The sequence below is a fragment of the Pseudobacillus badius genome (assembly GCF_002189605.1).
In the GTDB taxonomy this organism is placed as follows: Bacteria; Bacillota; Bacilli; order Bacillales; family Domibacillaceae; genus Pseudobacillus; species Pseudobacillus badius.
In genome coordinates, this window is record NZ_MWMM01000002.1 from 65576 (window position 1) to 90217 (window position 24642).

Sequence of the window (24642 nt, forward strand, 5' to 3'; positions counted from 1 at the left end):
CCATGCGTATTTAAAGCTCTCTTTTCGCATGTTCGCTATTTAATCGTTCAAGGACATCACGCAATGTGACAACCTTGTTGTCATCTCTTTAAAGCTAATTTTGTTTAAAAAAGAGGAAAATCATAGAAGGTGGAGGCGGGAAAATGAGGGAAGACAGAGAAATGCCTGAAAGAAAAAGAGAACGACTGAGACAAGAGGAATTAAAAAGAAACCCTATTGGAAATATGAACGATGCATTTAACAGGGCTGAAACCGGATTTCTTGCCGATTGGTTAGGCAGCTTAGGCTGGAAAGGGACTGGCATACTTCTCTTGGCGATTATAATAGGTGCAATCATCGCAGCACTATTCTTAAAATAAGGGTCTTTTTCTATGACAATGCTGGCCAGCGCCCTTACAATCTCATAAGCTCAGGGCTGAAATCATCGCAGCAGCTTGGCAGCTGCCGCCACGTTTCATCTTGTCCTCTGTTTGCTGATTTTCATTTAATGGATGTTGCGCTTTCTGAAATTGCCGCCCTTTACCTCTGCTGTGTCATATACGGTCACAAAAGCAGTTTCGTCAATTTCGTTAATGATTTCCTTCATTTTACTTTCTTCTAATCGATTAATCACGCAGGTGATTTCTATAAATTTCTCATGGGAATAACCGCCGTAAACTTCATTATATGTTGCTCCCCGGCCTAAACGATCGCGAATCGTCTCCACCATTATTTCCGGCTGAGTCGTAATAATCTTAAAGGTTTTAGAACCGCTTAAGCCCTCTTCCACGATGTGAATCACCTTAGAAGCAATAAAATAAGCAATGGCTGAGAGGATGGCTCCTTGCAGGCCAAACACAAATGATACGAAAATAAATACAAACAGGTTTAAAAAAAGAATGAGATCACTTGTCCCAAACGGCAATTTTCGAGAGAGCAGCACCGCTAGCATATCGATTCCATCTAATGCGCCCCCATTCCGCAAGGCCAGCCCCATTCCAAAACCGAGAATAATCCCGCCGACAACAGTAACCAACAACGTATCTCCTTCAATAATAGCCGGGATGTGATGCATAAGGCTGGTGCTGGCAGCCAGTGAAGCAATGCCGATAGTCGAATAAATCGCAAAGCTTTTCCCAATTTGCTGATACCCTAACCAAATAAAGGGGATATTCATAATGGCAATGAGGACGCCCAACGGCAATCCGAATAGCTGCGAGCCGACGATGCTTAGACCCGTCACGCCTCCGTCAGATACGTTGTTTGGAATTAATACCGTTTCTAGCCCATAGGCGGCGATCACTCCCCCAAGAATGACTATGAATGCCCGAGCAATAATTTTTAATTGATTCGGGCTGTTTTTTTTGATTGCACTCATCAAACCCCTCGCTTCTAATATTTTTTATTTACAAATGTACATAACACTCTTTTTTTACTGATTTCTTCCCTCTCACCAGGCTCCTCCGGGATGACTCCTGTTCACTCACGTTCAAGTGTCGCCCTTTCTGATGGATCTTAAAAAAATAGTTAGTGCCTTATTAAGAAGAGGTTCAAGCTCACTTAATTCCTGAATGCTGGTGAGCTGGCATAATCCTCTTAGCCAAGCTTCAAGTAAGATAGCCGATTCATCCATGTTCTCAATAGCAAATTCTCCATTATCCATTCCTTCCTGCAAAATGGCCCGGTACGCATTCTTTGGAACAATCGATAAATTATATAATTCTTTTACCAAGTCTGAACTAGCATCCGGGTTGGACGCCAGCTCCCGCCCCGACTTTAAGAGAGGTGTCTGGTAATTATAAAGAACATGCCTCGCCATTCCATATAGTTTCTCTGTTGCGGAAGAGTAAGCAGTCGCTTTTCTTATCCATTTCTCCTGCCACTCCTCTATAGTTTTTCTGGCTAACAAGACAAACAGCTTTTCCTTATTTTGAAAATGATAATAAATATGCCCTTTACTGTAGCCTGAAGCTTTGGAGAGGTCTGCAACGGACGTTTGATTATATCCATTTTGTGAAAATAACAATAATGCGCTTTCCATAATCTCTTTTTTCACCTTTTCACTATCGTAACGCCTTTTAGTCAACACTCTGCCCCTTTCTTCCAGTGAAACAGACGTTTTAACTCAATTGAAAACTGCGGCACTTTTGAACGATCGTTCTAATTTAATTATAATTTATTGAAGTAATTTGTAAATGAATTTAGATTCGTCATCCTCCTTAAAGGAACTTTCCCTTTTTTAACGGCAGCTTGAGTTGCAAACGCTGCAGCGAAGACGCAAGTCACAGAGTCTCCGATTGCCTTCTTCCCTCCTTTGCCGGTCTCGTGCCCTTAGCATTAGAAAACAAGCATTTCTCCTTCGTTTTTTCCATGGTAAAATAATCACAGGACTTCAAGAGAAAGGTGAACATCATGGAAGAAAAGAAAGAGTATGACTTAACAATGATTTATGACTACAGAGAGCATCCAGATGTCATTGCCGGCCGTTGTGATAACTGCGGAAATGCGCAGTTTAAAAGTTCCATGAAAGACGGTATTTTCCTCCGCGAATGCCGGAAGTGCGGCATGAAGAAAATTATTTAAACTGAGCTGGCAGATTGCTCGCTGCCAGCTTTTTAGTTGCCAGCCATCCGCCCTTGCAAAAGAAAAAGCACCCCAAAGGATGCTTTTTCTTTTGTATGTACTTGTTAGCTAGTCAGCCATGCGGCAATCAATCCGGCCGATGAACAACCGCCGTATAAGCCGTTCTCATGGATTTTATCGAACGTATCAACTTTGAAGCTTGATCTTTGAGCAAAAAGAAGTTTGACTCTTGAACTTTCAGCTTTGAGCTTTAAGCTTTGAGCTTTTACCGTCGCGGGAGATTTCCCACCCAAAATGATCACTATATTTGATTACAGTAAGAGTTAGCGGCTGTAAGGTCAAAGCCGCCAGCACCTGTTCAGTTTTATTGATTTTCGACTAACTAACCTTCTATTTATTTACTCAGGAACTTCAATCTCTGTCAATGTATTTGAAGTAGACAATACAAAATCAACCTCTGCCAGAAATTCGTCAATCTGTTTTTCAAGCTTTTCATATTTATCACGGAGCTTTAGCGGATCGATCACTTTCGCCTCGTGTTTTTCACGGTAGCTTTTCGTTAATTCGTTGCTTTCTTCCACCTTCAGCTTCGCTTCACGGCCATATAGCACTTCCAGCTGATGGTCAAGCTGCTGCTTCACATCGTCATTAATTTGTTCGACCTCTCTGGTTGCAGCAGCAAACTCCTGCTTCATCTTTTCCAGCAGCCGCTGCTCATATTGGATGGATGTTTTCCGCTCTATCGCTTCAGCTACGGTGTATTTTTCACCGGCCACCTCTACATGCGTCATGGCATTAGACAACACGATCGCAGATTTAATAGCGTTGCGCCGCTTAATCAAGTCCAATGTTGATTGATAAGTTGACTTGGCCTTTTCCTCAAATTCTTTTGTTGCAGCAAAGCCGCTGACTGGCTTATCTCCGACAGCATAGCTAATAAATGGCGTTGACTTCATCGTCGATTGGATGCGTTTATCTAAAAGCTTTAATTCTGCCAGCCCTCTTGTGATAGACATTTTCATAGGTTCACTGCCCCCTCTATGTATTCTTTTTTAAATATAACATAATTAAGGAGTGAAGCGTCTTTTGCATGCGCATGATTAAGAAAAAACTATTTATATCTGATACTCCCTATATACTGCACGCGGTTCAAAGCGTTTGGCTGCTTCTCTCTGTATTGAAAATCGTACAGTAAGATAAAGCTATTGACGCCATCGTTCAAAGTTTCCCCTTGCAGCTCAGTAAAACCAGGAATCACGGCATCATCGTATGAACACCCCTCTAGCAGCGCCGCAAGATGATTGATTGTCTCTTCAAAAAACTCAGCTTCCATAAAATCCTCATCATAATAAGCAAGTTGAACATCTTCTTCAAATTCCGACGGAACAGCGTCTCCATCTTCATTATAAGAGATGAGAAGATACTGCTGAAGGTCAGCATTTGTTTTAAACGTCCCTGTCCAGAGTGATACATACCCGTCTCGTTCCATCTAATCCCCCTCCTACAGCTATTTTTGTCTTGCTTAACCCCCTGATCAACCACTTATGTTTCTCTTCTCCATCGAATACCTGCTGAACTATTTTATTTAAAAATGGGTTCCGGGAAATTGAGGGATGACTGTTTTTATCCAAACGCATTCAGTGAACAAGGCAGAAGAGTGAAAAGCACCCGCTTGGAATAAGGCCAAAATTTCAGGAGGCCTTTCAGCATTATTTGTGGAGCTTATGTTTGCCGCGAAACCCTTCTTTTAGTTGAATTATATCAAAATAACTAGTAAGATAGACTTACAAATATAGTTATTCGAAGAGGGATTCCCATGATTTCTGATACTGAATTGTCAATTTTTATAAAAGAGTTAGGCGAATTGATAGATGATTATTATCGATGCCCAGAAGAATCTTTAAAGGAAGAAATTTATCAAGACATCTTGCTCCTGGGAACTGCCATCTCTGCCGAGGATGAAAACTGTTCGTAATCCGCTTCGCCTCAACGCTCGCTTTCAGTTTTTCAATTCCATTAACCAGCCGTCTCGATATTCCCCCCTCATGAAGTTCATGTTTAGGAAACACTCGAATTGTTTTAAAACTGCACGTTTCATAGCACCTTAAAGCTATTGTAGTCCCCGGTGGCGGATAAAACCGAATATATCCGATTTCCTTACCTTTCAATTCTGCCATGCGCTTCACCTCCTCAAAGGCGTAAAAAACTTCATTGTCAAAAGAATGGTTCCGCCCTTTATAAAACTCCAGAACGCGTGGATTTGAAAGCCATTTCGCCAAAAGATGTTTATCCTCCTCTGCTAATGGCCTCACGTTTAATATACCCTTGAAAAACACCTCCAAGCTGTATTGTATGCTCCAATACAGCTTGGAGGTGTTCGATTTATCCCGTTATCAAAGACTATTCTAAAAAAGCAGCGGCTTTATCCTTTAATCAACGGAATCGCTTTCAAGTATTCTTTCATTTCTGCTGCCAAGCATTCTATTTTTGAGCCGTTACTCAATGTAAACGTCAGCTGACCGTCTTTTCCGGGGTCTATTCCCGTCACCCTAATTCCCTTCTTTTTGCATGTAAGCTCTACCTCGTGTTCAAACAAAAAATGATCCAATTGCTCATACGTTTTTATTTGCTTTAAATCCATATTTTCATCCCTCCGCAGGACTATTTCTTCATCAACTTTAGAAATTCCTGCTAATTTTTCTTTTTCATTGCCATCCTTACTAGTAAAATATACTTATAAAAAAGAGAGTCCAATCTAATAGGCAATAAAACAAGTCCCTCTCACATGAGAGGGACTTCCTGTCTGCTTATAAAGCTCGCTTGACCACATGCACCTGAGCGTTCAGTTTTCATTAATTGAAACCTTTTATATAACGGATCGATCAAAGTTCCAGCTTATCAATCAACAGGGTTCATCCTTGAGCAGCCCCTTCAGCTTTTGCTCGGCCGCTTCAAAATCTGTAGATAAGCCGACTAAGAAACGAATGATCTCATTCTGCTCGGACATTTGTCTTAATGAAAAAAAGACGGCTGGTTTATTGACTTTAAGAACAGTCATTAACTCAGTAGTCGGAAGAATAGAACAAGATCTTGTCCTGACAAATGACCGTAAGAAAACAATGAAATCAAACGCTGAGTCAGGGGTATCCGGACTAGTTTCCATTAAGGCATAAAATTTTTTAATGCTGCTTTTTAATTCTTCGTCTTGCATCATGAGTCCCTACCTTTAACGTATAGTTACCAAATAGGGAATTCCTATCTGGCAGCCCGGCTATCTTAGTGTTGTCCACCTTAGACCCGCAGCTTTGCGTCCTTATCTTTCAATAAGTTTGCCTTTTTCCCTATAATTATCGGTTTTAAGAAAATATTCTTAATACAAAAGACTCATTTTTGGCCGAATCATTAAAAAATTCTTCGTTATACGTTTCGCGGGCACGGCTTCAAGTTGTTATCTTCATTCCAAACAGGCTAAGAGCTCCCCTTTTTCTCCATCTGTTTTGATTTCAGAAGTTTATTTAGCAACATCCTCAAATTCTCTAATCCTCTTATTGAATTCAGATTGGGTTCTCATAATGGTTTGTTGCAAATCATCCGTTATTTTGCTAACCTTTTCTACTTCTTTTGTTATGTTCTCTATATTTAAATCCACATTTTTAATTGCCTGATCCACATTGCCGGCTAGTTTCCGCACTTCATCAGCCACTACCTTAAAGCCTCTCCCATGTTCTCCCACGCGGGCAGCTTCAATAGCGGCATTTAGTGCCAGCATATTCGTTTGCGAAGAAACATTGCGTATAATTTTAGAGATTTCACTTATTAATTTTGTTTGCTCTTTTAACGACTCAACTGCTTGTATTTTTTCATTAGAATTCGCTACCACTATATTGACCAATTCTGCCGGCATCTCTTTTAATTGGGCAATAATCTTTTTCGTGCTCTTTTCACGGTCTGTAATATCGGTAGCCATTTTAAGCACTGCCTCTACTTTGCCTTGTTCATTCAGGATGGGAATATAAGTGGCTTCGAGCCAAATGATATTTTTTCCCTTCCCAATCCTTTCAATTTTTTCTTGGAACTTCACTCCTCTTCTCAGGTTATTCCATAGTTCTTCATATTTTCCGCTGTTCCTGAACTCAACTGTACAAAATTGCTTGTGCTGCATGTTTTTCATCTCATCCACTGTATAGCCTAAAGTTTTAGCAAAATTTTCGTTTACCCAGATAACCTCTCTGTTTAAATTAAACTCTATCATTGCTAAATTTGATTCTAATGCTGCCAAAACCATGGCTTGATCCAATAATTGCGTGCTTGTGTTAATCATTTGTTCCTCCCTCTCATGTTAGAGGCAGCCCAGCCGTCCTAATCCATTTGATTTTAGACCCGTCGGCTTTGCGTCCTAACCTTTCGATTAGTTTGCTTTTCACATTCTTAAAATTGGCACAGCGATAATCAAGTCAGTTAACTTTCTCTTAATAAGTACGACAGCCTTCTGTCAGCTAAAATGATAGAAGGCTAGTTACTGTCATTATACTTGAAATGAAGAAAGGCGACATAAACTTCCATTGAAACCTTTTCGAACTTTCTGGATGCATGTATATGACTAACCATTCAAAAGCTGTATAATAATGGTGAATCCGAAAACAGAAGGGACTGAACTATGCGCAGATATCAATATTTTTAACTCATCCAAAAAACTCAACTGGAGGTAAAAGTATTGATTAAAAATTTGTATACCCAAAGGCTGCACTTAAGAAAAATGACTGTCGCGGATTCATCCAGCTTGTTTGACATATGGTCTGATCCTGATGTGACGAGGTTTATGAATATCGATCGCTTCACAAATGAAGACCAAGCAAAAGAAATCATCACTTACCTGGATGCATTGTCTAAAGATAACCAAGCGATTCGTTTCTCAATCATTGAATTGACATCTAATCGCATTATCGGTTCATGCGGATATAATTCCCTCGATTTTCAGAACGCCAAGGCCGAGATCGGCTACGATATAGCGAAAGCGCACTGGGGGAATGGATATGCGCCCGAAGCTATCTTATCCCTGGTAGAGTATGCATTCAACTCTTTGAACCTTCATAGAATTGAAGCAAAAGTAGAGCCGGAAAACCTAAACTCTATTAAAGTGCTGGAAAAGCTCAACTTTACCTTCGAGGGGACTTTAAGACAATGCGAAAAAGTAAAAGAAACGTTTATTGATCTCAGCGTGTATTCCCGGCTTAAAACAGACTAAATGTTGATTTATTTTGCCGCATTTCTATGACATTAAAAGGTTAGGCTGAAACGATCGTCTGCGACAGCCGGCGGGTATCTGTCTTTTAAAGACATAGACATCCGCCGGCTTTATGCTTTTTGTCCCTTTCTTCCCTCTCACAGAACGGGGCATCCATCAATCCGCTTCAAAACTTGCATGAGTTTGGACTTTTGAAAAAATAAAATGCGTGACCGTTTGCGCAAGCGGGCTGACACTATCTATGAACTCTTCCGCTTCAGCAAAAGTTTTAAAATGCATTTTCAGCATATAACAAGCATCCCCCGCCACCCGGTAACAAAACTCTACATTTGGAACCTTCGCTATCAAACGTTTAAAAGAGTCATAGTCGCCGTTTTTCACTGTGGCCTCGATGATGCATTGTATAGGCAAGCCTAGTTTCGCATAATCCACCTCTACTGTATATTTTTTAATTAGCCCAAACGACTCCATTTGCCTTACTCTTTCCGTTACGGATGGAGAAGATAAATTTACTCTCCTCCCCAGCTCGCTCATTGATAAGCGGCTATTATGATAAAGTTCATTTATTATTTTTTTATCGATCTCATCAATTTTCATTTTTAAAGAAAATTCTCCTTTATTCATTAAAACTCAAAAGTATGATCCGTTTATTCATTTGTAATTTAATGGGAATAGACCTTCTTATGTTTTATAATTAATTTATATCGAATATAGCAAGGAGGTTCATTCAATGGCAACTATTATTGAATCAGAGTTTGGAAAAACACCTTTCCAGCGACTTTTAGGCCATAACCAACAAGTAATGGAAGCATGGGTTCATTTAGGAGATATATTAGAAAAAGACGGGTGGCTGCCCTCTGCGTTAAAAGAACAAGTGAGGCGGACTTTGGCACAAGGCAATGGCTGTGAATATTGTAAAGCAAAAGGAAAGCCTGAACCCGGTAAGTTTACTGAAAAAATTTCGATGGCAGCAGGATTTGCAGAAGTATTTCTGAAGCAAAAGGGCAATATACCGGATTCAGCCTTCACTCTATTGAGAGAGTGCTTCACTGAGGAGGAAATCAGCGAACTATGCGCGTTTATTGCATTTGCCACTGCCTCGCACTATTTTGGTGCCATGATGAAATTAAAATGATGAATCAATAAGGAGCACCGGAATCATCCTTAGACTGCCGGGTACGAAAAGCGCAGTTACGCAGGGAGTGCTATTAACTAACAGACTCTCCTTATTATAAACAAGGACAAGGGCCATCTTTACCCTATTGATTGGAGGATGGCTCTTTTACATAAAAGATTATCCTTTTACTCAGCTGGTTTTACCTGCTCCCTAATAAAAAAGACAGGCCGCCGCCCGTCTGATTGGATAGTAGAAAATAGCTTTATTCTTTTTATGCGCTTATTGGCTAAAAGCATGCATGCGTCCCTTGATCTCTGCAGCTGCCTCGGTTGGATGTTCCATTTGAAAAACAACATATTGATACCTTTCATGCCCTTCCAGCTCCATAATTAGTAAAGATCTGTTTTGTTCGAACGAAAGAAAATACCATTCATTTGCATATTTGAAGCTGCCTTCATAAATATTTAAGAAAGAAATGGACGTGCCTGGCATCCTGAGCATCCATCGGGGCGCTTGAAAATCATCAACTACTATACTTTTAATTCTATTGTATGGTATATGAATCTTCCGCTTGAAAGCAAAAAAGCTTGTTATACCCGTTAAAGTCAGCGTAAGCCTTTCTTCACCAAAATGAATGTTCCTCCCCATCCCCACACCTCCAAATGAGTCTGTATCTTGCCCCTCTTTTGCGCACATTCATTTGTTCTTTCCTAAGCGGCCCTTTAAGAAAGCCTACTAGCGTCCGCTTCATTTTTAGCTTAATAACAATAATAATTTTTGTAAAATCCAGCAAAAACATTCCTTTTAATGTCATAAAGTTGTATAATATCCTCTGGTTTAACTTTCCAAGAAATAAATCTGGTCGTTTGGAGTGTTGGAGATGATCATACAAAAAGAAGCAAATGAATTAATTAACCAAATCAATCATATTAGGGATTTAATGATCTTAACAGGACTGCGTAATGGTCTTAACGATGACCAAACCTTAAAATATAGCAAAGAACTGGATAAGCTCATTCATAAGTATCAGCTCATGACTTCATTCTCTTCCTATACGTCATAGCCAGGAGCTTGCTGTCTATAATTATTTACAAGAAATGTCACTGCCAAAAAGGAGTGAAAGAGTGGAACTGTTTGTTGTTGCAATATTGGTTTCTCTCATCTTCGGATCATTTTCTTATATGCTGCTGCAGCATGCAGACAGCGTGTTAAAGATAAGCTCTTTTTCAAAGGAAAGGCCTGAAAACCCATTTATAAAAAGGTTGATCAAATTTATGGGCTGGTGGTTTTTATTTCTCGTGGCAGCTGTATGGATTCTGGCTATTGTCTCTTTGGTTGATTAAGTCCAAAAGCGTATTTTAGAAAGCTTGGCCTTTTATCTGTTTAGCAGCAATCAATTTTTCGAGATTTGCAGGTTGTTTTGATTGGCAAAAAAATTTATTTACCCGATCATTCACAAAATAAAAGTCTTTCCTTATGATGAGATTCTCCTGGCCAGGGGAATCTCATTTTCGTTTTACCAGGGAGAGAATTATATGCATCGAAGCCAAGTAAGTTTAATTGCAATGTTGGATTTATGCGCGCAGATCATCGGTTTATGCACGAATTCACCCGATTTATGCGCGCACACGGCACTAATATGCCCATCATTGAACAAAACTATTTTTTCACAGCCTCGAACGTCACCAGTTGAGTCTCTTTGGTTGGCTCCTTCTTGTAATTGTATTCTGCAGAGCAAGTGATTTCCGAAAAACCGATACTTTTTAATATAAGCTTAAATTCCTCGATCCCATACCAGCGAAGGACAAACTTTTGTAGTTCTGTATCCACTAACTTGCCTTTTTGCCACTTTTCATATTTTAAATATGAAAGAGTGTATTGATCCACCCAATTGATTTCCACTGATTTATTTTCTAATAAAAGGCCTTCCTCCTGAGAAAGAGGAAAAGTGGAAGTAGTGATTTCGCCTGTACGCCAATGACCGGGTATTCCAAGGTCAATGATCACGCGTCCATTAGGAGCCAAATGGTCATAAAAGCACTTCAACGCAGCTTTCGCGTCTGCCAATTTCTCAATTAAACAAAAGGAACCTGTCGGTATGACAATCGCTTCGTAGGTTGAAGGCAATGAAAAATCAGCTAGATTTCCTTCATAAAGACTGGGGTTCAAGTCCCTTTCTTTGCAGTGTTCACGGCAGGAATCCAACATTTCCGGCGAATAGTCAATCCCATCTACAATATACCCCTTCTCTAATAAAGGAATTAAAAAACGACCTGAGCCTACTGCTGCTTCAAGCACCTTCCCCTTTGTTCCTTCTAGTCTATCAAGATAGTACTCAATATCCCCATTGATCGAATGACCAACAGGCTTTGTTAAATTATAAAGTTCCGTGCTTAGACGGCCATAATAACTAAACAATTTATTCCCCCCATTTTCTGTGTATCAGAGCCTATTTGTTATTAACTGCAATAGCTTCGACTAACGGCTTCAGCCAATCATGCCGTTAAATACCTCACAAAAAGAATAAGCATCATTTGAAGAGTAACAAATATTATCATATACGAGATCGAAATGACGCCCTTCAACCTTCTGTGATAATTCCTCCTTCTTCAAACGGTCCGCTGTCATATGTTCCACTTTATCGCCGAATGGATTACTCCCGCGGGTCATAACCGTGACATGATGTCCCTCTTGGATTAATCGCTCCACTAATTTGCGCCCCAAAAAACGTGTGCCGCCTATTACCAAAATTTTTTTCATCCATAGGTCTCCTTAGCATATGTTTTCGTTCATGCCTTTTAGCTTCGGTGGATGCGATCGCTCCATAAATCCAATTATATACCAATTATAGTATATTTTGCATAAAAATGAACACTTACAACAGACATTTGTGCATGCGGGTTTTGAGTTTAGCCGCTTGTCAATTGTCTATTTACTTTTCAATCGGCTTCACGCTTATATACTTTACTATCGGCTTTTCTGCAAGTTTGGTAGGCAGCCTGTTCATCCGGTATAATGACCTGATCCGAATGTTTGGCGGGATATTCTTAGTGACGATGGGATTATTTTTATTAGACATTTTTCAGCCCGCCTTTTTAATGAAAGAACGGCGCTTTAGCCACACAAAAAAAAGAATCGGCTTTCTCAATTCCGTCATTGTTGGCATTGTCTTCGGCGCAGGCTGGAGCCCCTGCATCGGCCCCATCTTTGGAGCTATCATTTATGCCAGCTTGATGAATCCTGCTCAAACCTTCTTTAATATTGCCGCTTACTCTTTAGGGTTCTGCCTCCCCTTTGTTTTAATGGCGTTCTTTATCAGCAAAACCAAACTGCTGGTCAAGTATTCTTCTATATTTATGAAAGTCGGAGGAGTATTGATGATAGCGATCGGCCTGATTGTATTTTTTGATAAAATGACGTACATAAATATATGGGGCTCCAAATTGCAGACTCTCATCGGGAGCTTATTTCGTTAATTTTGCTTTTAACAGCCGATCCAGCTTAACAAACCCAGCTGATCTTCTCAGAGGAAGGCCAGCTGGGTTTGTGCCTTGTTTATAAAATTATCCGGAACCGTTTAGCTTCATGCCCAATCCATTATAATCGTGGATCTACGGGATCGGCTTCCATGGCCAATGTAGCGAGTACGCATTCATGAACTCTTTCAATCGATTCTCCATTGACAAATCTTTTAATTCCTTCAACCCCAAGTGCGAACTCTTTTAATGCTAACTTTTGTTTTTTGCCTGTATTTCTATTCTTTAGTCTGGCAAGATTCTCAGGGCGCAAATAGTCCATTCCGTAAATAATGTTGAGATACTTTCGGCCTCTGACCTTTATCGCAGGCTGGACAAGCTTTCCCTTATTTCTTGAAATAAAGGATTCAGGTTTAATAACAATTCCTTCATGCCCTTCGCTCGTCATCTCTTCCCACCATTTAATGGCTTCTTCTTCACTTTCTTCGTTGTGAATGATTTTATATTCTGTTTCCACAAATAGGCTGGAGTGCTTGGAAAGCTCTCGGTTCATCTTCATATGCCAAGTATGGGGCCGGTCAAAGAACACTTCATTGCTGTGGGCTAATATGTGAAAGGGGGCAATTTGAATTTGGTCCACCTCCCCGATATCCCAGCAGTATTTCTGAAAGACTTCTTTAAAGGTCATGGCATTTTCTACTTTGTGCTCGTACTCTTCCAGCCACCCTTTTAAAAGGTTATTTTCCTTGAAAGCTGCCTCGATTTTTTCCTTTAGTTTGGTCCGATCCAAAGTCGCATTTTCTGCGACATGTGCATATTGATTGCTGATCAGTTCTTTTGCTTTCAGATTCCATGGCATAATCTCCGCATCTAGCAGCAAATATTCGGTATCATATGTTTCAAAATAACCATAGTCCTTCAAGTCTTTGTGAATCTTCAGCACCAATTTTTCCTCTGTAGAAGCATCAAAGAAACGTCTGCCGCGCCTCGTATAGATCACTCCCAAACTATCTATTCCTACATGCTTCTTAGCTGCTGCCTTGTCCTTGAATAGAAACAAAATCGCTCTGCTGCCCATATGTTTTTTCTCAGCAATCATTGTTTCAATCCCTTGATTCCGATAGTAATCGATAGCCTCTTTCGGATGCTCAAGGTAGTTGTCTAAAGAGGAGGCATTAGGAGTCGGGCTCATCGTCGGCGGGATATAGATCAATTGTTCGATGGGAATAGTAAAATGCGAAACCGCATCAACAGCCGATTTTGCAATGTCCTGATGGATTTGGACTGCTCCCAGCTCTTCAGTTAAAACGGAATAGCCGTTCATCAATCGGCCGATATTAGGTGGAGCCAGCCGCTTCTTTTCCCACTCTTTTAGCGGATTATCTGCAGACTCTGCATAATCCTTCAGGGCTTTAACCGACACAAATTCTTTTTCCGGAAACCGAAAGGCCGTCAACTTCCCGCCAAACACCACACCTTGGTCAATATTAATGGTGTTATTTATTAAGAGCGGCTGAGGCTTCGGATCATGTCCCCAGACAATTAACGTATTTGTTTGATGATGGATGAACCAATCTTTTCTTATCGGCTTCCCTTGCTGGTCGAACCCATCTGTATCGCCATAACGGCAAAAATCGCTAATGTCGCGGGATTGTTTCCCGATAAATTCATCTTTTATTCCAGCGTGAGCACAGACTAAAGCGCGCACACCGCTTTTTGTAAAGACATAGTGTGAAGGGGCTTGCAGGAGAAATTCTTTTAAAGCGTGTTTGATCTCTTCCGTTCGTTTGCTGCCAAACGCTTCTTCATATTGCTGGAAATCCTCCGCAACCTTTTCATCCCCATGGCTCAAAGTCACCTTTCTTCCTTCTAGCCACCTGGCTATTTTCCAGCCATGATTGCTGTCAATCATGTAAGCAAGGCCTTTTTGTACATGGCGCAAAAAGAATAACATCGTGTTAAGCGATTGCGGCCCGCGACTCATCACGTCTCCAACGGAAATGAATTTTCTTCCATTTGGATGAATGTAGAGCCCTTCATCATTTTTTTCATATCCCAGCTTCTCCAATATCAGAATCATTTCATCATAGCAGCCGTGAATATCTCCTATTATATCGATTCCCTGTTTTACATCTATTTCAATCGGATTAGTGCGTCTGATGAACTCTATATGCTTCGTTTCATCCAGTAAGTAAGTGGATGTGTAGCCTTCTTTTTTAATAAAACGCTTTTCTCTTTTAAATGTTTGATACTGTTGCTTGAGCCGCCGCTTTCCTCTTGGATGATCTCTTTGGCCATCTCTCTCGATAAGTGTATCTAAAGGGATGTCCAGCACGATAGCTATAATCGGAACGTGGTTTTTTCTAGCCAATGCTATGTATCTTTTTCTGTCGTCAGGATGAAGGTGTGTGGCATCCACGAACGTTAATTTATTTAACCTGCACCTTGCGTCAATCACTGAGTCCATCATTGAAAAGGCTTCTTTTGAAATAGTTTGGTATTCGTCCAACAGACAGTCTGCCTCATCTTTGGGTCTTTCCCGCCAGTCTATAAATTCCCTGTCGCTGACTAACACCCGAAACTCATCGGAGCTCACGACCTCTGATGGCAGTATTTGTTTCTTTTCAATCATGCTTTTTAATAAAGTGGATTTGCCGCTGTTAGATGGACCAACCAGTAAAACAATTCCTGCATATGGTACTATTATTTTCATCGTTAAACCTCTTTTCTCACAAACATGCACATTTGAGTTGGACAGCCATATTGTTCGTGCTCTTCTCCAATGCCATCAAATATAAGCTCATATGGATACTGGGCACTTCTGTTTGAACACCAATGATGGAATTCCTCTCTTGTCCACTCAAATCGATGATCACTGTGGCGGAAATATTCCTCCATGTCGTACACATTGTTGTATTCTTTATTAGGCGTGGTAATGATCAACACATTAGGCTGATATTCATTCAAAATGGTGTCCATGACCTTTGGCAATCGAAACTCATCAATGTGTTCAATCACCTCACATAAAATTATGATGTCCTTTCCTTTTAATCTTTCATCATAGTAAAAGAGTGATCCCCATAACGGGGTGGGCTTGACATAGCCGGCTTTCGATTCTGCTCTATCAAACAGTTCCAGCGCCCGTATGTTGGCAGACTCTGAAGGTTCAACTGCCAGAATTTCTTTTACTCCATTGACAAACCCTAACCGAACCGACAGCTTCCCTTCTCCTGATCCAAAGTCGACAACGCTCTCCCTTGGCTCAATTTTGCTGACGGTCTCAATGATTTTTTCGTATCGCAGCTCGTTTAACCGAACTTTTTTAACAGCTGGCTCTTTGCTGCCTTCCTCTTGGCTGTCACTGCGATCCTGAGTATTTTTGCTGTTCTCCACCATGCGGTAGATTTCTTTAAACCGAAGAGACTGCCGCCAGATGAAATCCTTTTGAGGATGGTCTTCTAACCATCCTTGCCCATATCTCTCCAATTTCTCAATTTCTTTTTCATCGATATAGTAATGTTTATAATTGTCCAAAACAGGAATTAAAACGAAAAGTTGTCTAAGCCCGTTTTGTAAAGTGCATACGCCATTTAGGGAAAGGTATCTTGCTGTGCTTTTTGGCTTCATATCAAAAGAATAGCCTGTTTCTCCGCGGGAAATTTCCACTCTGTACCCTAATGGCTCAAAAAGATTGATGATCTGCTGGTTGGAGAGAGCTGAGGCAACCGGACCAAAATCAAACTGAAAAGAGAACGGATGATCCACCCACGCTGAAAACTCTTCTTTTGGCTGCCCGTTCAATGCCGTTCCTAAGGCAGATCTTATAAATGAGCAAAATATACTGCTGACGGCAAATTCCCTGTCATTTATATAATGGGTAATATCATAGGCATTAGAAGTATGTTTCAACAGTTCTATCGGGTCCGGTGAAACAAAAATCGTTACTTCCACTTCTGTCTCGCTGAACTTGCTGTAAAACAGTCTTACCGAATGACCTTTGTGATTTCTTTCATACAGGTTAGCAGGATTTTTGGCTAACAGATGCGAAAGAACTTTTACATTATCGCCAGTAGCTTTCATCGTTAACTGCATCAAAACACTTCTTTCTTCAATTGAATTAGAAAATAAATTCCTCAAAATATTAAAATAACTATACCATATAATATGCCAAATAACTCCCAAAGTGGGAAGCAGTGATCTCTGCCTACGCAAAAAAACCAGGATGTCCTGGTTTTTGCGTATTTTTACTTGTTAATAAACAAACTCTCGCCGCTTTCCATTCATCCGGAACTGTGGCTTTCTCTGTACTCGATATTCGATTGATCCATAGCATCGCTGATATTTAAAAGAGATAATAAATGATTAATGATTTTCCGAATTATGAGGATTATATAATTTAACCCTGGATAAATTGTTGCTCTCGCTTCTCATCTTTTTCTTATCTCTAGCTACTAAATCTTCGAGCTTATTTAACGCTTCTTCGAATTCACTGTTCGTTAACTGCTTAGTCGCTAATAAAGAGCAAAGCATCGCATAAGCGATTGACTTAGTATCCACTTCTACATGTACATGAATATCTACATCCGAATTTCCGCTATTTCCAATCTTCGCTGCATTATTTTCCGAATGAGCCATCTCTTGATTTCTGGGCGGCAAGGAATTCCCTCTCTCCCAAAAGGGGAGCCTTTGCGGAGATCCCATTCCGTTTTCCTCATTTCTATTAATTTTGAGGTGAAAGGACAAAGTTGTCCCCTCACCCATCACGATTAAATATCAAATCTCTGTGCTTGATCCTGGTCTTGATCCTGGTCTGAATTTGCTCTTGAACGTACTCTTGCAACAGAGTCTGAATCTACATGAACGTCAATACGAACATTAGCATTTCCGCTGTGAATGACTTTAGCGATGTTCGTGTTTTTATCGATGTTTTTCAATCTATTCTCATTGTCAATTTCATTATCATTTCGGACGTCCACATCAACACGGTCATCAATATCTACTCTGAATTCATTATCGACATCGATATTTGTTCTTGAACCGGCATTTTGTCCGTGCTTATGGCCTTTACTTGGAAACCATACTTCACTCATTTTCATTCCCCCTTTCTAAGCTCTTACTGTATTTTATTCCTGATCATCTCTTTTGCATGGACAAACCTCTTAGGACAAACACATATATTTCAAGTATTTAAGAATGATTCACCTTTCTTCTATGTGTCTATTGTCATTAATGCCGCAGTGTTAAATCTTGCTGCATCCTATCTAGCAAACCTTCACCTGCTGGCTTATGTGTACAGATTGACCTCTCGCCTCTTCCTCTCTTGTTCCATGCTTCCTGCCATTTCTCTATCGATTCTTTAACACCTCTGCCAGTTCATATAACGGCTCGGGCTGCACGATTCGATAGTGGCGGCCCTCCTTTTTCAAAAATCCGCTGGAACAAAATTGCGCAAGCACATGCAATAAATGCCGGTAGGAAACCCCTAAAAAATCACAAACGGTTACATGCTTTTCCTTGTAAATCTCCTGATCAGCTGTTTGCAAAATAAAATCCGCCAGCCGATTTTCCAGCGGGAAAGCAAGGCTTTGCGAATACTTCGCAGCCATTTGGGTAGCTTTCCCGCTTAAAAATTTCGTTAACTCACGCAAGAACGTCACATCCTCCAGCAGTTGTGCCCGGCAGCGGTGAAAAGGGAGTGCAAAGCAAACCGTTTTCGTGGAGCTTTGAATTCCTTTTGTGTAGTACACTTCATTTAATAATTCCATTTCTCCAATATAGTCATTCTCGTTAATAAAATTAATTAAGGAAACCTTCCCGTTTTGATGCGTGACGTAAATTTTGGCTTTTCCTTCAAGGACATAAAATAAAAAGTCAGGACGCGTCCCCTCTTGAATGATCCATTCATCACGCTCGTATTCATGTACCTCTATCAGTTCTTCCACTGGAAAAGAAAATAAATGAGCGATGGAGTACGCCTCCAAGCAACGCCTTCTTGCTTCATCTTTGTAAATTTTCATCATCCACCTCAAAAGTATGAGATATCTCATATTATTGCACCTCCCTCCATGATATCATGCAAACAATGGAGGGATATAGAATGAATACACAGCGCTGGATGAGCAGCCAATTTTTTAGTTTTTATATGACATGGGGCATTTTTCTTCCCTATTGGACAGGGTGGATGATTCATACAAAAGGAATTACGGTTTCACAGGCCAGTTTCATTATGAGCTTAGGCTTGGTAATTAGAGGTCTTTCTACATTGCTCGTTTTTCCTTATTTGTCAGGAAAATTTAGCAGCAAAACGTTATTAAATGGAATGGCCATCGGAACGCTTATTGCGCTTCTCTGTTATATTCCAGCAAGCTCCTTTACTAGCCTGCTAGTTGTGACATTGCTTTTGCATTTCTTCTACCCGACGCTGATGCCTGCTTTAGACAGCGCAGCCGGCGCGCTCGTGCAGCATAATCAATTACAGCATTATGGAAAAAGCCGCTCTTGGGGATCGATCGGATTTGTCGTAGCCGGTATGATTTTGAGCGTCTTCACAGGAGCCCTTGGGGATGAAGCCATTCTATGGGCGCTGTTGCTCAGCACATTGGGGTTTGTTTGTTTAGGCTTTATGCATGCACCCGTTGTTTTATCTAAAAAACCGGAAACAGACCCGGCACAAAAAGGCGGCATGATGAAGCTATTTCACATCAAACATTTCGGTCTGGTGCTCATTATCGTGATTTTGCTGCAAGCAGCCCATGCCTCTTATTACAACTATGGCTATATCTTTTTGCAGGAAATCCATGCACCGAAATATTTAATCGGACTCATTATTAACATCGCGGTTATCGCAGAAATCATTTTTTTCGCAGTTGCGGATCAAGCTTTCCGCAAATTTTCGGTTGCTTCCTTGCTGACACTGGCAGCTCTTGGATCGTCCGTCCGCTGGCTATTAGTATTTGCCTTTCCAAATGTCGCGGTTTTTTGCATCGCTCAAACATTGCATGCCTGCTCATTTGCTATGGGACATTATGCCTTTATGAAATACTTAATCCAGCATATTCCGCATGCACAAATCCCGAAAGCCCAAGGCATGTACTCTGCACTGGCACTTAGCTGGAGCACAGCCATATTTACGATATTCGGCGGCTACCTATATGAAGTTGAACCGAGGTACGCCTTTCTTGGGATGATCCTCTGCACCATTCCGGCTATGCTGCTTGCACTCGTCTATCGGCGAGTGGAATATAAACATAGAAAAGACGTTGCCGCTTCTTCTGTATAGCTTGTTGATATACAGCACTCTGCAAAGCATTTTTAAAAAACAGGCTTGTCCGCGTTGGACAAGCCTGTTAAATGCAAATACTGATACAACTCGCTCCCTTGTTGATGCTGCTGTACGGCGAATACCAGATATCTATGTCACCAAATGTCTTTCACCCACTCTGGGTGGTCAATAAACGGGTTCCGGTTTCCTTGCCATTTTTGAATGACGTTGTTTCTGTTTCTCTCAAAATCGTCCACTGGATCTTGCTCATGCCATTTCACTAAAACCGATTGCTTGCCGTGATACGGGTTTTTTCCGTTATTCAGCTTTTCATTTAACTCAAGATCTACCCGATCTCCCGGCTCGTAACGAACGGCCATGTACAATAACATTCTGGCTACATCGCCTTTGACTCGGTCAGGCGGCTCCCATGAATCAGCCGAGCGATAGCAGCCATTACAATTACTCACGGCATTCCCGCCGTTATCAAAGTCTAAGTTCCCCCGGGTGCTGTTTATTGTTACGTCTGTTGGACGCAAATGATGAATATCCGTTCCCGGTCCTTTGCTTGTCCCGAAATCGCCGTGAGATTTGGCCCACACATGCTCACGGTTCCAATTCCCCGCATTGCCGCCGTTCAAGCTTTTTAAACGAGATTGTCCGGAATAAAGCAAGATCACATTATTTGGATTAGCAGGGTCCTCATCCGTCTCTTTCAACGCCTCCCATACTTCCTCATACGAGAGCTGCCGGTGGTCATCGATAATTTCATGAAGAGACGCTTTTAAGAGGGCCCCTGTTTTTCCATAGGCATCTTGATAATAGTTCTCTGTCGACTGCTCATCCGCTTTGACCGTTAGGCTAAAACGCGCTGTTGTACTTTGGTTTCCATCTGTCGCTGTAACCGCTACGAGATGGCTTCCCTCTTCAAGCTCCAGTGCAAGTGTTGATGTTTTTGGATCAATCCTTCCTTTTGTAGCGGCAAAGGTTAATGGATCTCCCTCCGGATCAGTAAAGTAATCCGGTAAATGCAAGGAAACGATCTCCCCTGACACGGCTGTCTGATTAGAAAATTCTTTCTTCAATACAGGCGCTTGGTTGGTTCCTGAGGAAGGAAAGTCAATAGGCTCTCCTTTTGAATTTGTTATTTTAATGGAATCAGGTGTTGCTCCATTCTCATATTTAATGCCAATAAGGTGTTCGGCACCTCTAATTTCTTTCAGGTTCTGTCCGTCAACGATTACTTTTCCTGCTTTAACACCCTTGAAGTCAACGATGGCCCCTTTCTCTTTTGGACGGATCGTTACTTTCGTTTGGCTAAAGCCATCGCCTGTCAGTTCGGCATAACTGCTTGTTAGCCAGATCCCTTCTGCAATAACGGATGAATGGTCCAGATGAATAGCGACACTCGGCGACTTAATGGTCAGCTTATCCGTCTTAAAACCGGCCAAGTTAAATGCTTTTTCGGGCTTGACCGGTTCCGGAACTTCTTCTCCATCACTTTTAAAGTCAATTTGGGCCAGCACAGGATCATGATCACTGGCACGGCCGGCCATATCAGTAAAATCTGCATTGACATGAAGAATGTCCACCCGGGTTTGATTGGCTAAATGATTTGATACTAGAATATGGTCTAACACTTGAGAGTTTCCTTGGTATACGTATGTGTAACGGTCAGACTCTTCTACTTGATTAATCATATTTGTCATATATTCACCTTCGTGAATTTTTAACGATTCGGAAAACTGAAAGTCGTTAAAATCACCAAGAGAGACAATGTTTGCAGCAGGACTTTCTGTCTTGACCTCCTTGATAAAGGAGGAGACGACGGCCGCAATTTCTTTTCGCTGCGCTTCACTTCCATAAACAGGCGGTTGTTGTGAACCGAATAACGGCGTGTCTCCGTTTTTAGAGTTCCAGTGATTCGCAATCACAATGATGCTTTCACCTTGGAAATCAAACTGCGCAGCCAATGGCTTTCTGCTGTTCTTAAAGGCAGGATGAGCCGGATCAATGCGGCCAGGATTCATCGTTAATTTCCCATCTTTGTAAGCAACTGCTGTTGTTGCGTTCCCTGCAGGCATTCCCTCGGTTAACGACACGCGTTTAGGATTGTATAGGAAGCCGACGCGGATATTTGCATTAGGCTGGCCGCCGTCTTGATTAGACTCCGGATCAATATTGACATACTTATAGGCCGGCCCGCCCGCTTTTTCAATCTCATTGATCAATCGCTGGTAAGTTTGATCCGCTTTCGAATCACCGGCATCTGGACCGTTATTATCTTGAACTTCTATCACACCGATAATATCCGGGTTTTGCATATCAGAAACAAATGCTCTAGCCAGCTTTTTAGCTTTGTCGTCTGATGTAGTTGTCAGATTGTTTGAAAAATTTTCCAAGTTGTAAGAAGCAATCGTTAACTTGTCTTCCTTCTTTACAATAGTTGTTTGTTCCGGCTTTGCCTGGCCTTTTTTGTGCACTGCTTTCATCTCATTCAGTCCAACGTAAATTTTATAGTTTTGGAATGAATAACCGACTACACCGGTAATTGGCCCATCGAATGTATCGCCGGTCGCAACTTCAAAGTCGCGCGCTTCTTTGTTCGGCTCCAGCCGAAATTGAATGCGGTCGGCATTTTGATGATCTTTTTCCAGTAACAAGCCTCCATGTAAAGAGTTGGTTTTCTTACTTTCAAGAACAGTGACAAGATCTCCATGTTCTTGCGGAGCCACCGCTTTTACACGGCCCACTTGTACACGCATGCCTTCGAGGCTTTCCCAAAAGTCAATTGCATCTACATCCGGATTAAAAACAGAAAGCTGGTCGCTGTCAATTTTTTCGGTTGGTACATTCGTTTCGTCGATCACGGCCGGCTTTGGCAATGCTGCCCCTTTTTCTTTAACTGTTACATGACCCCCTTGGTCATTACGAACATTGATTTGAGTTGTTTTCATATCTGTTTGCTGGCGGTCATCGAACCCGTCAATAGCATATTCACTGACTTTTCCGGTGACAGACACTAAATCTCCTACCGCAATTGGCCAAGGGTTCTTGCCGCTGTACAGAATTATTGCTTCCGACGTTTTGGGATCATTGTCTGCCAGTTCGTCCGGCGTTTGAATATGATAATAATTTGCAGTGCCTAATTTGAAAGAGTAAGTAACAACCCCTTCAATATTCTCCACTGTTTGTCCATCAAATGGCGATGTGTGACTGGCTCCTTGAATATCATGAATTTGCAAGCTGTCTGTGATGCGGTAATGAAACTGTTTTGTGTCGCTCATTTTGCCATCGGCTGTTTTTACTGCGGCTTTTACTGTTGTTGTTTTGTTCATTGCTATCGGCGCCTCATACTTTTGCCCTTTTTCTGCTGGGTCCGAACCATCTAGCGTATATAATATCTCCGCATTCGCTGTGCGTGTCGATAAAGTCACAGTTGTGCCGCCTACAAATGTGCCGCTATCCGGATTGGCAAATACAGGATGCACCACTGAACTATCCGCAGCGATGTCTTGCTGCGAACGTGGAATGAGTTGGTAGTCGCCATTATATTGCTGCACAATTCCTGTAATAAAATCGTACTTACCGCCTGCTGTTACGTCCAATTCACCTGTCTCATCACGAACAATAAATTCAGCGGAACCGTCTTTCGCCTGATAATTTGTCCAAGTACCGCCATCGTTCCCACCTGTAATTTCAACATGTTTCACAGTAACCAGCTTCGATTCATTATCTTCGTTTATTTCCGTGCCGGACACTTCCGCAGGAGCCGGAACACCGACAGCTGCTTTTTTCTCATTTATCTTTGCATGATCTAATTGCAGAAGTCCTTTAAATTCGGCAATTGTTCCTGTTAGTGTTACCTCGTCGCCTACAGCTGCATCTAAGTTGGTCGGGCGAACCGCTATTCCGCCTGTCTTATCTTGAACAGCCATAATGTTTTTCAATTTAGCTGTAATGATTCCCTTAACCGTCACCGTCTCATTAAGCGCCTTTGTACGGGCCTCCGCGATCGGCACAGTTTGTTGGGCAGGATCTGACGCTGCCACTTGGCCTGTCGGCGCACTCGTCACAGCAGATCCATTATCTCCGCTAATAATTACTCGGATGAATTTCCCTGCTTGTGCGGCTGTTAATTCGAACGTTGCTTTTGTCGCCCCTTCAATATCTGTGTAAACGCCATCTGCTGCGTCCGCCAGTTGCCACTGATAGGTCACATTCGTTGCTCCTTCATTAGCTGACGCTGTTAACATTTCCCCCACTTTAGCTGCTCCCGAAATAGCAGCAGATGTTACTTCTGCCTGTTCTGTTGGATCGGTGGGCGTTGATGTGTTATCCATCTTGTGAAAGCCCAGATTAGAAATATCATCTATAGGAAACGCTATCCATTCTTTTGAAGGGTCAAATGCATCATGAGCCGCTGTATCGCCTGCTGTGATGGATGGATGACGAACTAGCGTAGTATCAACAGTTGTTGGATGAGTCCCCCAGGCATTGCCAGGATCAACCCCCACTTGCCCGAAGGAATCGATCACTGTATCTGATTTTTTCAGAACGATGGCATCATCGCCGTTGAAGTTAGCAATGCCATGAGCCAGCTGCCCTTTATCTTTGATTGCTTGACTTGCGTTCCCATTATAAACAACATACGTATTTCCGGATGCCAGCGTGCCTTTTAGGGATAAGCTTTGTGTTGCATTGGCTGCTCCGTTTGAATATAATTCCAGCTTATATCGGCTTAAATCAATCGGGGCGCCTGTGCCATTATATAGCTCCAGCGCTTTGTTATTGCTGCTTCCCTCAATATACTCTGAAATAATCAAATCAGCCGCTGCAGCGGATGCTTTGGTTGCCATCGGAAAAGCGGGGACCAGCAGGCTTCCGGCTAATGCGACAGAGAGAACGCTGCTTAATGTTTTTTTCCATTTTTTCTTGCTCATTTGATTAGTCTCCTTTATTGGCGAGGATCATTTCGTTG

Annotated in this window: 26 protein-coding genes and 2 riboswitches; of the genes, 8 read left to right on the forward strand and 18 right to left on the reverse strand. The window is 41.6% G+C overall.

Annotation, left to right across the window (positions count from 1 at the left end; translation table 11 throughout):
* Window positions 1–143 precede the first annotated feature (143 nt).
* Window positions 144–359: a DUF6366 family protein gene (locus B1A98_RS03305; protein ID WP_063385773.1), complete on the forward strand. Its 216-nt coding sequence runs from the start codon at window positions 144–146 to the stop codon at window positions 357–359.
* Between the two features lie 125 nt (window positions 360–484).
* Here the strand turns inward: B1A98_RS03305 and B1A98_RS03310 are convergent, their stop codons facing one another.
* Together B1A98_RS03310 and B1A98_RS03315 are read right to left on the reverse strand one after the other, a co-directional pair.
* Complete coding sequence (locus B1A98_RS03310; RefSeq protein WP_063385772.1) at window positions 485–1357, reverse strand: YitT family protein; 873 nt, start codon at window positions 1355–1357, stop codon at window positions 485–487.
* A gap of 111 nt (window positions 1358–1468) precedes the next feature.
* Window positions 1469–2065: a TetR/AcrR family transcriptional regulator gene (locus B1A98_RS03315; RefSeq protein ID WP_063385771.1), complete on the reverse strand. Its 597-nt coding sequence runs from the start codon at window positions 2063–2065 to the stop codon at window positions 1469–1471.
* Window positions 2066–2391: 326 nt separating this feature from the next.
* Here B1A98_RS03315 and B1A98_RS20335 point away from each other — a divergent pair, with 326 nt between their 5' ends.
* Window positions 2392–2562: a DUF8096 family protein gene (locus B1A98_RS20335; protein ID WP_087903722.1), complete on the forward strand. Its 171-nt coding sequence runs from the start codon at window positions 2392–2394 to the stop codon at window positions 2560–2562.
* A gap of 398 nt (window positions 2563–2960) precedes the next feature.
* On the opposite strand, the gene B1A98_RS03325 is transcribed toward B1A98_RS20335, so the two are convergent.
* The 6 genes from B1A98_RS03325 to B1A98_RS03350 form a co-directional block, all read right to left on the reverse strand.
* The gene (locus tag B1A98_RS03325) at window positions 2961–3584 is read right to left on the reverse strand and encodes a hypothetical protein (RefSeq protein ID WP_063385769.1); all 624 of its coding nucleotides are present in this window, start codon (window positions 3582–3584) and stop codon (window positions 2961–2963) included.
* 89 nt (window positions 3585–3673) lie between these two features.
* The gene (locus B1A98_RS03330; RefSeq protein ID WP_063385768.1) at window positions 3674–4051 is read right to left on the reverse strand and encodes an immunity 22 family protein; all 378 of its coding nucleotides are present in this window, start codon (window positions 4049–4051) and stop codon (window positions 3674–3676) included.
* A gap of 355 nt (window positions 4052–4406) precedes the next feature.
* Window positions 4407–4841 (reverse strand): hypothetical protein, encoded by a 435-nt coding sequence (locus B1A98_RS20950; RefSeq protein WP_063385767.1) that lies wholly within the window; start codon window positions 4839–4841, stop codon window positions 4407–4409.
* A 143-nt stretch (window positions 4842–4984) separates the two neighbouring features.
* Window positions 4985–5203 carry a hypothetical protein gene (locus B1A98_RS03340; RefSeq protein ID WP_063385766.1) on the reverse strand — a complete coding sequence of 73 codons (219 nt, stop codon included), beginning with the start codon at window positions 5201–5203 and terminating at the stop codon, window positions 4985–4987.
* 261 nt (window positions 5204–5464) lie between these two features.
* A complete protein-coding gene (locus B1A98_RS03345; RefSeq protein WP_063385765.1) occupies window positions 5465–5776 on the reverse strand; it encodes a hypothetical protein in 312 nt (103 codons plus the stop codon).
* 44 nt (window positions 5777–5820) lie between these two features.
* Window positions 5821–5906, reverse strand: a riboswitch (cyclic di-GMP riboswitch).
* Between the two features lie 167 nt (window positions 5907–6073).
* Window positions 6074–6883 carry a methyl-accepting chemotaxis protein gene (locus tag B1A98_RS03350; protein WP_063385764.1) on the reverse strand — a complete coding sequence of 270 codons (810 nt, stop codon included), beginning with the start codon at window positions 6881–6883 and terminating at the stop codon, window positions 6074–6076.
* A 20-nt stretch (window positions 6884–6903) separates the two neighbouring features.
* A riboswitch (cyclic di-GMP riboswitch) is annotated at window positions 6904–6990 on the reverse strand.
* Window positions 6991–7276: 286 nt separating this feature from the next.
* Between B1A98_RS03350 and B1A98_RS03355 the strand changes: the two genes are divergently transcribed.
* Window positions 7277–7807, forward strand: coding sequence for a GNAT family N-acetyltransferase (locus B1A98_RS03355; protein ID WP_041096703.1), 531 nt, complete (start codon window positions 7277–7279; stop codon window positions 7805–7807).
* A 156-nt stretch (window positions 7808–7963) separates the two neighbouring features.
* Here the strand turns inward: B1A98_RS03355 and B1A98_RS03360 are convergent, their stop codons facing one another.
* The gene (locus B1A98_RS03360) at window positions 7964–8404 is read right to left on the reverse strand and encodes an Lrp/AsnC family transcriptional regulator (protein WP_063385763.1); all 441 of its coding nucleotides are present in this window, start codon (window positions 8402–8404) and stop codon (window positions 7964–7966) included.
* Window positions 8405–8537: 133 nt separating this feature from the next.
* Here B1A98_RS03360 and B1A98_RS03365 point away from each other — a divergent pair, with 133 nt between their 5' ends.
* Window positions 8538–8942, forward strand: coding sequence for a carboxymuconolactone decarboxylase family protein (locus B1A98_RS03365; RefSeq protein ID WP_063385762.1), 405 nt, complete (start codon window positions 8538–8540; stop codon window positions 8940–8942).
* A 261-nt stretch (window positions 8943–9203) separates the two neighbouring features.
* Here B1A98_RS03365 and B1A98_RS03370 read toward each other — a convergent pair whose 3' ends face one another.
* Window positions 9204–9572, reverse strand: a complete 369-nt coding sequence (locus tag B1A98_RS03370; protein WP_063385761.1) for a hypothetical protein — start codon at window positions 9570–9572, stop codon at window positions 9204–9206.
* A 232-nt stretch (window positions 9573–9804) separates the two neighbouring features.
* Here B1A98_RS03370 and B1A98_RS03380 point away from each other — a divergent pair, with 232 nt between their 5' ends.
* Together B1A98_RS03380 and B1A98_RS03385 are read left to right on the forward strand one after the other, a co-directional pair.
* On the forward strand, window positions 9805–9987 hold the full coding sequence (locus tag B1A98_RS03380) for an aspartyl-phosphate phosphatase Spo0E family protein (RefSeq protein WP_063385759.1): 183 nt from the start codon (window positions 9805–9807) through the stop codon (window positions 9985–9987).
* Between the two features lie 61 nt (window positions 9988–10048).
* Entirely contained in the window at window positions 10049–10267 is a 219-nt protein-coding gene (locus B1A98_RS03385) for a hypothetical protein (RefSeq protein WP_082821814.1), read from the forward strand.
* Between the two features lie 316 nt (window positions 10268–10583).
* Here B1A98_RS03385 and B1A98_RS03390 read toward each other — a convergent pair whose 3' ends face one another.
* Together B1A98_RS03390 and B1A98_RS03395 are read right to left on the reverse strand one after the other, a co-directional pair.
* Entirely contained in the window at window positions 10584–11342 is a 759-nt protein-coding gene (locus tag B1A98_RS03390) for a class I SAM-dependent methyltransferase (protein ID WP_063385757.1), read from the reverse strand.
* A 69-nt stretch (window positions 11343–11411) separates the two neighbouring features.
* A complete protein-coding gene (locus tag B1A98_RS03395) occupies window positions 11412–11684 on the reverse strand; it encodes an NAD-dependent epimerase/dehydratase family protein (protein ID WP_063385756.1) in 273 nt (90 codons plus the stop codon).
* 134 nt (window positions 11685–11818) lie between these two features.
* Here B1A98_RS03395 and B1A98_RS03400 point away from each other — a divergent pair, with 134 nt between their 5' ends.
* Window positions 11819–12400, forward strand: a complete 582-nt coding sequence (locus B1A98_RS03400; RefSeq protein ID WP_063385755.1) for a cytochrome c biogenesis CcdA family protein — start codon at window positions 11819–11821, stop codon at window positions 12398–12400.
* A gap of 121 nt (window positions 12401–12521) precedes the next feature.
* On the opposite strand, the gene B1A98_RS03405 is transcribed toward B1A98_RS03400, so the two are convergent.
* The 5 genes from B1A98_RS03405 to yeiL form a co-directional block, all read right to left on the reverse strand.
* The gene (locus tag B1A98_RS03405) at window positions 12522–15113 is read right to left on the reverse strand and encodes a polynucleotide kinase-phosphatase (protein WP_063385754.1); all 2592 of its coding nucleotides are present in this window, start codon (window positions 15111–15113) and stop codon (window positions 12522–12524) included.
* Between the two features lie 2 nt (window positions 15114–15115).
* Window positions 15116–16492 (reverse strand): 3' terminal RNA ribose 2'-O-methyltransferase Hen1, encoded by a 1377-nt coding sequence (locus tag B1A98_RS03410; RefSeq protein ID WP_063385753.1) that lies wholly within the window; start codon window positions 16490–16492, stop codon window positions 15116–15118.
* A 270-nt stretch (window positions 16493–16762) separates the two neighbouring features.
* A complete protein-coding gene (locus B1A98_RS03415) occupies window positions 16763–17056 on the reverse strand; it encodes a hypothetical protein (RefSeq protein WP_041098123.1) in 294 nt (97 codons plus the stop codon).
* Window positions 17057–17166: 110 nt separating this feature from the next.
* Window positions 17167–17490, reverse strand: coding sequence for a hypothetical protein (locus B1A98_RS03420; protein ID WP_063385752.1), 324 nt, complete (start codon window positions 17488–17490; stop codon window positions 17167–17169).
* A 255-nt stretch (window positions 17491–17745) separates the two neighbouring features.
* Window positions 17746–18417, reverse strand: a complete 672-nt coding sequence (yeiL, locus tag B1A98_RS03425; protein ID WP_063385751.1) for a transcriptional regulator YeiL — start codon at window positions 18415–18417, stop codon at window positions 17746–17748.
* 80 nt (window positions 18418–18497) lie between these two features.
* On the opposite strand from yeiL, the gene B1A98_RS03430 reads away from it, so the two are divergent.
* A complete protein-coding gene (locus B1A98_RS03430) occupies window positions 18498–19679 on the forward strand; it encodes an MFS transporter (RefSeq protein ID WP_063385750.1) in 1182 nt (393 codons plus the stop codon).
* Window positions 19680–19816: 137 nt separating this feature from the next.
* On the opposite strand, the gene B1A98_RS03435 is transcribed toward B1A98_RS03430, so the two are convergent.
* Window positions 19817–24604 (reverse strand): endonuclease, encoded by a 4788-nt coding sequence (locus tag B1A98_RS03435; RefSeq protein ID WP_063385749.1) that lies wholly within the window; start codon window positions 24602–24604, stop codon window positions 19817–19819.
* Between the last annotated feature and the right edge of the window lie 38 nt (window positions 24605–24642).